Source organism: Streptomyces sp. NPDC057486, assembly GCF_042802415.1.
In the GTDB taxonomy this organism is placed as follows: Bacteria; Actinomycetota; Actinomycetes; order Streptomycetales; family Streptomycetaceae; genus Streptomyces; species Streptomyces yanii.
Genome location: NZ_JBHVEE010000231.1, coordinates 1 through 8,386 on the forward strand (window position 1 = coordinate 1; position 8,386 = coordinate 8,386).

The 8,386-nt window shown below is 71.2% G+C and carries 8 protein-coding genes; 3 read left to right on the top strand and 5 right to left on the bottom strand.

Translation table 11 applies throughout. From position 1 onward, the window contains the following. Nucleotides 1–72: 72 nt before the first annotated feature. Entirely contained in the window at nucleotides 73–675 is a 603-nt protein-coding gene (locus ACFU6I_RS46735) for a TIGR03086 family metal-binding protein (protein ID WP_384380177.1), read from the bottom strand. Between the two features lie 147 nt (nucleotides 676–822). On the opposite strand from ACFU6I_RS46735, the gene ACFU6I_RS46740 reads away from it, so the two are divergent. Beyond that, complete coding sequence (locus tag ACFU6I_RS46740) at nucleotides 823–1,818, top strand: fibronectin type III domain-containing protein (protein ID WP_384380180.1); 996 nt, start codon at nucleotides 823–825, stop codon at nucleotides 1,816–1,818. A gap of 81 nt (nucleotides 1,819–1,899) precedes the next feature. Here ACFU6I_RS46740 and ACFU6I_RS46745 read toward each other — a convergent pair whose 3' ends face one another. Both ACFU6I_RS46745 and ACFU6I_RS46750 read right to left on the bottom strand, forming a co-directional pair. Beyond that, nucleotides 1,900–3,138, bottom strand: a complete 1,239-nt coding sequence (locus tag ACFU6I_RS46745; RefSeq protein WP_384380183.1) for an FAD-dependent monooxygenase — start codon at nucleotides 3,136–3,138, stop codon at nucleotides 1,900–1,902. 60 nt (nucleotides 3,139–3,198) lie between these two features. Further along, nucleotides 3,199–3,813: a TetR/AcrR family transcriptional regulator gene (locus ACFU6I_RS46750; RefSeq protein WP_384380186.1), complete on the bottom strand. Its 615-nt coding sequence runs from the start codon at nucleotides 3,811–3,813 to the stop codon at nucleotides 3,199–3,201. 105 nt (nucleotides 3,814–3,918) lie between these two features. Between ACFU6I_RS46750 and ACFU6I_RS46755 the strand changes: the two genes are divergently transcribed. Then, a complete protein-coding gene (locus ACFU6I_RS46755; RefSeq protein ID WP_384380189.1) occupies nucleotides 3,919–5,217 on the top strand; it encodes an extracellular solute-binding protein in 1,299 nt (432 codons plus the stop codon). Between the two features lie 89 nt (nucleotides 5,218–5,306). On the opposite strand, the gene aceB is transcribed toward ACFU6I_RS46755, so the two are convergent. Beyond that, a complete protein-coding gene (gene aceB, locus ACFU6I_RS46760) occupies nucleotides 5,307–6,926 on the bottom strand; it encodes a malate synthase A (protein ID WP_384380192.1) in 1,620 nt (539 codons plus the stop codon). 245 nt (nucleotides 6,927–7,171) lie between these two features. Then, nucleotides 7,172–7,774 carry an NTP transferase domain-containing protein gene (locus ACFU6I_RS46765; protein WP_384380195.1) on the bottom strand — a complete coding sequence of 201 codons (603 nt, stop codon included), beginning with the start codon at nucleotides 7,772–7,774 and terminating at the stop codon, nucleotides 7,172–7,174. Between the two features lie 215 nt (nucleotides 7,775–7,989). Here ACFU6I_RS46765 and ACFU6I_RS46770 point away from each other — a divergent pair, with 215 nt between their 5' ends. Beyond that, nucleotides 7,990–8,292 carry a DUF5955 family protein gene (locus ACFU6I_RS46770; RefSeq protein WP_384380198.1) on the top strand — a complete coding sequence of 101 codons (303 nt, stop codon included), beginning with the start codon at nucleotides 7,990–7,992 and terminating at the stop codon, nucleotides 8,290–8,292. Nucleotides 8,293–8,386: the final 94 nt, after the last annotated feature.

An 8,386-nucleotide genomic window follows, 5' to 3' on the forward strand; every position in this document is an offset into this window, starting at 1 on the left:
CGGCCCGCCGTATCGGCCGGTCGTGGGGCGGGCCCGGCCACGCCCTCCGGCGGCGGCCGTCCCGCACAGACGTCAGCCCCCGGGCTGCCAGTCCGGGTGCCGGCCGCTCATGGCGATCGCCCGGTCGACGAGGGGCGCGTCGGACGGTACGGGGACCGGCGGTCCGAAGATGTCGGGCCGCGGGACGTCGTCGCGGGGCGTCAGCATGGCCAGCGACACCCGCAGGCTCGCCTCGTCCGCCTCGTACGCCTGCCCGGTGGACCGGGCCAGGTCCCATCCGTGGACGACCAGCTCGTTCAGTGCGACCATCGCGGCCACCTCGCCCGGCAGATCCACACTGCCCGCCCTGGTCATCCCCTGCCGGGCGGCAGGGTCGCGCCAGGCTGTCACCAGTTCGTCCAGCAGGGGCGGCAGTGCCTCCCGCCAGTCGTCGCCGAGGACCGGCAGTGCGGCGGCCGGTGAGCTGTCGGTCGTCGGCCCGAAATCCTTCCGCGCCGCGTCGCGGAAGGCCATGCTCAGCCCGACGAGATGGGCGAGCAGCTCCCGTACCGCATAGTCGGGACAGGGGGTGGGGTCGGCCAGCTGCTTCTCCTCGATGCCGTCGAGCAGTGCGGCGATCTGGCGTGCGGCAGGTCCCAGATCGGCCGTGGGCGTCGTCGTGTTTTCGGTATCCATACTCTTCAGACCGCTCCGGCACACGGAACTCATCGGTCCTCGCGAGGGGAGTCCACACCCCGCACCGGCAGATGCGGAACGTACCGCCCCATCCTCTTGTCGTGGACCCGCCAGCAGTGTCATATAGGTCCAGACCATTGCTGCCGGATGGAAGGCAAGACCGTGCAACGCCCCCACGTACACGCCGCGTTGGCCACCTCCGCCGCCCTGCTCCTCGCCACGCCGACCGCCTGCGGCGGGACCGCCGACGCCGCCGACACACAGAGACCGACCGCGCCCGGCGGGGTGACGGCGCAGGCGAGCAGCGCCACCTCCGTCCACGTCATGTGGAACCGGTCCTCCGACAACAGGGCGATCACCGGCTACGAGGTCCACCGCACGGGCAAGCGGGTCACGTCCGTCGCGGCGACCCGGCAGATGACCGATGTCGGCGGACTGACCCCCTCGACCGCCTACACCTTCACCGTCCGGGCCCGCGACGCCGCCGGGAACCTCTCCGCCCCGAGCAGGGCCGTCGCCGTCACCACCCCCGCGCCCACGCCTGCCGACCACGGGCCGCCGACCCGCCCGGTCGAGCTGCGCGGCAAGGCCGACGGCGGACGGTCGGCCACCCTGTCCTGGGGAGGTTCGACGGATGACGTGGGCGTCACCTCGTACGACATCTACCAGGAGGACTCCCGTATCCACAGCGTGCCCGGCACACAGACCACGGCCCACCTCACGGGGCTCCGCCCCGGGACCGTCTACACCTTCACCGTCCGGGCCCGCGACGCCGCCGACACGTCCTCGCCGGACAGCAACGACCTCGAACTCACCACCCCGTCGGCCCCGGGCGCCCCGGCGAACACCGCTCCCACCGAGCTGCGGACCGACAGTCGGGTGCAGGGCGAGGAGTACGTGATCGACCTCGACTGGAAGCAGCCGGACACCGGCGGCGAGATCCCCGCGTACCAACTCTTCATCGACGGCCGGCTGACCAGCACGATCGTGTGGGGCGGCAAGCCGCCCGAGGGGTGGGCGAGCTACCGGCTGACCGTCGGCGACCCGCGCGGCACGCGGTACTCGATGAAGATCCGAGCCAAGCTCCCGGACGGGAAGTGGGGTGACTTCTCCGCCCGGCGCACCGTCGTCCTCGGCGGCTGACAGGGACGCACGCGGACGGACGGGGCGAGCGGGAAGCCGCACCGAACGGGCCATCGATCCAGGAAGCCTCCCGTTCGGGGGTCACGCCTTGAGGGCACGGCCACCGAACCCGCCGCCCGCGGCGGCCCGTTGCCACCAGGTATCCAGCGCCGCCGGATCCATGGACCCCCACTCCGGTGTGGCTTCCACCAGGGCCTGCCCCAGTCGCCGCCCCAGCTCCACCATGGCCCGGCCGGCCGCGGCGCGCTCGGAGCCGTACGTACGGAGTGCCTCGGCCCAGTGGGGTGCGGACCTGAGTGCCGACTCCAGTGCCGTCGCGTCCTGGAGCGCCTTGACCGCACCCGCGCCGGTGTGCGGGCGGGCCACGGTCGCCGCGTCGCCGGTCAGCAGGAGCCGGCCGGTGGCGTAGCGCGGCGCCGTGAAGTCGTACAGCGGCTGGACGAACAGCTCGTCCGGCGCCGTCAGGCCGACCAGTCCGCCCCAGTACGGTGGCAGCAACTCGGCGGCGATATGTGCGAGATGGGAGTGCAATGCGTCGGTGAGTGTGCCGGGCGGCAGACTCGTCGGCGTCTCCAGCGACAGTTCGAGATCCGGGGGAGGAGCGGTGTAGAGCACCCAGTTCACCCGGTGGCCGCCGGTGGCGTCCGGGATGCGGTAGGTGATCACGTGACCGCCCGGGAAGACGGCGTACGCACACTCCTCGACGTCCCACAGGCGCCGGTCGGCGGCGGACATCCTGGAGACGGGGAAGGCGCCGCGCCAGGCGAGATACCCGGCGTACTCGGGGCGAGCCGCGGTGGCGAGCCCGGCGCAGACCTCGGTGCGGACGAGGGAGCGGTAGCCGTCCGCACCGATGGCGAAGTCGAACACCTCGGTACGGTCGCCGCCGTCGACGCCCGTGATGCGTAAGGCAACCCCGTCCGGGGTGTGCCGCACCGCGCCGACGGTGGTGCCGGTGCGGTACTCGACCTCGTCCGGAACCCGGGTCCGCAGCTCCCGCCAGAGCGGACCCCAGTTGTACGTACGGAACGGGAAGGGCATCTCGCCGATCAGCTGTCCGAGGGGTGCGCCGCCCTCGCCGCGTACGTACCAGCGCCGGCGGTTCAGCTGGATCCAGGGCATCCCCGCGTCCAGATACCCGGCCGACCGAAGCTCCTCGTAACGGTCGTCGTGCACGGCCAGCCCGACGCCCCGCTCCGCCAACCGGCCCGGCGCGCGCTCCAGGACCACGATCTCGTCGGCGCCGCCCCGGTGCGCGGCCAGTGCGGCGGCGCATCCGGCGACGCTGCCGCCCACGACGACGACCCGGCCTCCGTGCATCTGATGTCTCCTCGGCTGCCCCACGGACCACACCTCTGACTCCCCACCCGCAGTGGACGGTCAAACCACGCGGAGCGCGTCCTCCGTGGCGGTCAGGCAGCGTGCCGCCAATGCCGCGGGCCCCAGCGGCCCGTCCGCCGGGGCGTCGCTCGCCGCCCAGGCCTCCACGGCCACCCGTACCGCCGCACTGGCGACCCCGGCGGTCAGCCGGATGTCCAGCGGGTCCGCCCCGTCGGGGAGGCCGGCCCGCGCCGCGAGCACGGTCGCCAGGGTGGCCTCGGACTCGTGGCAGGCGTCGTTCCATACCGACCGCAGAGTCGGGCTGTCGGCCGCCATCCTCAGCAGCGACCGCACCCACTCCAGGGACTCCGCGGCCGCCGTGTCACCGGACGCCGGTACCAGTGCGCGGGCCGCCGCGTGCCGCATCGCATCGGGCAGGGACAGTGCGCCCGGGGCGTCCCGCACCGCCTCCGCCCACTGCCGGGCGCCGACGGCGAGCAGTGGCGCGACGGCCTCTTCCTTGGTCGCGAAGTAGCGGTAGAAGGTGCGTGGGGCGACGCCCGCGGCGCGAGCGATGTCCTCGGCGCGCGTGGTCCGCAGGCCGTGTTCCACGAAGAGCGCCGCCGCCGTACGGGCGATGTCCAAGCGGGTCGCGGCCTTGCGCCGCTCCGTCAACGAGCCACCTTGCATGCGGGTCAGGTTATGCCCTCGAGGGCCCTGCAACTGGTCGGCAGGAATTGCCTATGTGGCAGAATCTGCCATCACTGGAATGTGTGGCATGTGCGGGACGAGCAAGGGGTGGCAAGAGCGGTGCGTCGGCGGCAGTTCCTTCTTCAGACAGCCGGCCTGGCCGGCACCACGGCCGCGTTCGGGCTCACCGGCTGCGGCGCGGATCCGGGTGCGAAGCTCGATGTGCTTGTGGCCAGTTACGACAAGAGCGTGGGCGCTTCGCTCGGCGACCAGTGGGGCAAGGTCGTCGCCGCCTTCGAGAAGCGGCACCCCCGCATCCGGGTCGATCTGGAGCGGATCCCGTACGACAGGATCGACAGGACGCTCGCCCAGCGGGTCGAGGAGGGACGGGCGCCGGACCTGGCGCAGTCGAACGTCTTCGCGCCCTATGCCGAGGACGACCAGCTGTACACGATGTCCGAGCTGTTCGACATCGCCACGCAGGCCGACTTCATCCGGTCCTTCGCCGACGCGGGCACGGTCGACCATGCCTCGTACGGGATCCCGTTCCTGGCCAGCACGCCGCGGCTGTTCTACAACAAGGAGCTCTTCCGGCGGGCGCGCCTCGATGGTGCCCCGACCTCGTGGGGTGAGCTGCGATCGGCCGCCGAGGCGCTGAAGTCGAGCGGTGTGAAAACGCCATACGGGCTCCAGCTCGGTCCCGAGGCTGCCGAGGACGAGGCCCTGTCCTGGCTGCTGGCGGCCGGTGGCGGGTACACGGACCTGACGGGGTATGCCTTCGAGGTCCCGGCCAATGTCGACGCCCTGACCTGGGTGCGGGACGAGCTCGTTGCCGAGGGGCTGGCCGGCGCGGCCCCTTCGGAGCTCAACAGGACGGCTGCGTACGCACAGTTCCTGCGCGGCGAGATCGGGATGCTCATCGCCCATCCCGTCCTGATGGGCGCCGCCGATCGAGCGCGCATCCCGTACGCGCACGCCCCGTTCCCGGAGAAGGACGGTGGCGCCCCGGTGCCCCTGGGGCTGAGCGACTGGCTGATGGCGTTCAAGAGGAACAACCGCCGCAAGGAGTGCGGTGTCTTCCTCGACTTCCTGTACAGCAGCACGTCCGCGCTGACGTACGGCGGCAGCGGGTCCGCGCTCCCGGTGACCTACTCCGCGGCCGACGCGGTGGGCGCGGAGTCCTCGCAAGGGCCGCTGCGGGAGTTCGTCGACCAGATGGCCCAGGCCCAGTTCGCGCCGGTCAACATGCGTTCCTGGCCGGCCGTCAGGGCTGCGATACGTACGGATGTGGGCCGGGCCGTACGGAAGGGCGGCGAGCCCGGCACCGTACTCAGGTCGCTCGACGAAACGGCGGCCGAGGCGGACTCGGACGCGTCGACCTCTCGTTGAGCGCGGGGTGAGGGCCGACCGGGCGGCAGCGCTCCGCCCCCGGTGCTGTGCGGTACCGGGGGCGGAAAGCTCTACGGACTCGGAGTGGCTCAGACCAGCTGTTCGTACGCCGGCAGTGTCAGGAAGTCCGCGTAGTCCTGGTCCAGCGACACCTGCAGAAGCAGGTCGTGGGCCTGCTGCCACTTGCCGGAGGTGAATGCCTCCTGGCCGATCTCCTCGCGGATCGCGGCGAGTTCCTCGGCGGCGACCTTGCGGGCCAGGTCCGCCGTGGCGTGCTCGCCGTTCTCGAAGACCACGTCCGCGTTGATCCACTGCCAGATCTGCGAGCGGGAGATCTCCGCGGTGGCGGCGTCCTCCATCAGGTTGAAGATGGCGACGGCGCCCATGCCGCGCAGCCACGCCTCGATGTAGCGGATGCCGACGGCGACGGCGTTGCGCAGGCCGTCGTACGTGGGCTTGGCGTCCAGGGTGTCGATGGCGATCAGGTCACCCGGCGCCACGGAGACGTCCTCGCGCAGGCGGTCCTTCTGGTTCGGCTTCTCGCCGAGAACCGCATCGAAGGAGGCCATCGCGATCGGGACGAGGTCCGGGTGGGCGACCCAGGAGCCGTCGAAGCCGTCGTTCGCCTCGCGGTCCTTGTCGGCCTTGACCTTCTCGAAGGCGACCTTGTTGACCTCGGCGTCGCGGCGGGACGGGATGAATGCCGCCATGCCGCCGATCGCGTGCGCACCACGCTTGTGACAGGTGCGGACGAGGAGTTCGGTGTACGCGCGCATGAACGGGGCCGTCATCGTCACCGCGTTGCGGTCCGGCAGGACGAACTTCGAGCCGCCGTCACGGAAGTTCTTGACGATGGAGAAGAGGTAGTCCCAGCGGCCCGCGTTCAGCCCGGAGGCGTGGTCGCGGAGTTCGTAGAGGATCTCCTCCATCTCGTACGCGGCGGTGATCGTCTCGATCAGGACGGTCGCGCGGACCGTGCCCTGCGGGATGCCGACGTAGTCCTGGGCGAAGACGAAGATGTCGTTCCAGAGGCGGGCCTCCAGGTGCGACTCGGTCTTCGGGAGGTAGAAGTAGGGGCCCTTGCCGAGGTCGATGAGGCGCTGGGCGTTGTGGAAGAAGTAGAGGCCGAAGTCGACCAGCGCGCCCGGCACCGGGGTGCCGTCGAGCTGGAGGTGACGCTCGTTCAGGTGCCAGCCGCGGGGGCGGGTGACGACCGTGGCGAGCTCGTCGGCGGGCCTCAGTGCGTACGACTTGCCGGACCCGGGGTCCGTGAAGTCGATGCGGCGCTCGTAGGCGTCGATCAGATTGAGCTGGCCGAGGATGACGTTCTCCCACGTGGGGGCGGACGCGTCCTCGAAGTCGGCGAGCCAGACCTTGGCGCCCGAGTTCAGGGCGTTGATGGTCATCTTGCGGTCGGTCGGACCGGTGATCTCCACCCGGCGGTCGTTCAGCGCCGCCGGGGCCGGGGCGACCTTCCAGGAGTCGTCCGCGCGGATCGCCGCCGTTTCGGGCAGGAAGTCCAGCGTGGAAGTGCGGGCGATCTCGGCGCGCCGCTCGGCGCGGCGGGCGAGCAGCTCGTCACGGCGGGGCGTGAACTGCCGGTGCAGCTCGGCCACGAACGCGAGGGCCGCGTCGGTCAGGACCTCATCCTGCCGGGGCAGGGGCTCGGCATCGACGATGGCCAGCGGGGACGGCGCTGGTGCGGACATGAGCTGTCACTCCTTCAGCGGGCGGTGCGGGTGGCGCCTTCGTGGCCGCCGGGTCGCCTCTATGGCACGGCGTGCCAGGGCTCCGGGATACGGCCGTGGGCGCCGTCTGGGGTACAGAGCGCTTCTGACCAGTGGATAGTAGTTTCCTCATGGTGGAAGTTCAATGGTTTGTTGATGTCGAGATTCTCCGGGTCGACACAAGTGGGGTGGCGGTGGCGCAGCGTGCCAGCGCGCGCACAGCCCGTTCAGTCGAGGCGCCTCAGGTCCTCCGCGGTGTCGATGTCGTAGGCCTCCGCCACATCGGAACACTCGACGAGGGTGATCGCATCGCGGTGCGCCCGCAGGTACGCACGCGCCCCCTGATCGCCCACGGCACCCGCCGTGATGTCTGTCCACCGGTCGGCACCGAACAGCACCGGATGGCCTCGCTCCCCGTCGTACGAGGCTGCCGCCAGCGTCACCCGGGAGCGGTACGCGGACCGGACCCGCGCCACCGCCTGCGCACCGATGCCCGGCTGGTCGACCAGGAGGACGAGCGCCGCGTCCGCTTCCGTGCCGGAGAGTGCGCCGAGCCCTGCCCGCAGTGAGGAACCCATGCCTTCCGGCCAATGAGGGTTGACGGTCACCGCGCATCCCGAGAGGTCCGCCCGTGCTCGCACCTCGTCCGCCGCGGCGCCGAGCACCACATGGACGGGGTCGCATCCGCCCTCCCGCAGAATGCGTATGGCGTGCTCGACGAGCGGCCGCCCGCGGTGCTCCAGCAACGCCTTCGGCCGGCCGCCGAGCCTCCGGCCACCGCCGGCGGCGAGCAGCAGACCTGCGACGACGGGATGAGATGAATGAGCCATGAGGCCCTGGATACCTCACCATGCCCATGAATTCCTACCCGACCCGGCCGTGGCCCGCGTCCCCTCGCGGTCACCCCGAATTCAGTCCCCGGAGTGGCGCACGGCACCTTTCATGGCGTTAACTTGCCCGCACCCCCGGACACTTGACCACGGTCCGGGGCAGGGGTGAAACACCGGCACAAAGATGTGCGAGGGGGAGTGCTTTGTTGCGAAGCGTGGGGCGGACGCGGGTGACCAGCAGTGACGAGGACCCGAGGGTGACGGAGTTGCGTACGGCCGTCTCGCGGCTCCGCCGCGAGCTGGCGGGACATCTCGCCGAGTTTCCCGACCGCGGGATCGCCGAGGACGAACTGGCGGCCCTGGACGCGATGGCGGCCACCGGCGTGCCCGAGATTCCGCGGCTGCGCCGTTCACTGCTGCTGATCGCGGGGGCGATCGGCTCGGTCAGCGCGCTGGCATCCGCACTCAGGGACGTGCGGGTCGCCGTGGATCTCTTCGGCGAGCCGATGCGTCGCTAGGGCGTGTGTCGGAAGTCCCGCCTGCCCGGCGACGCCCGGCACGCACGCTCGCTGCGTTGTCGGGGTCGTCCGAGTACGTCCAGTACGAGGACGA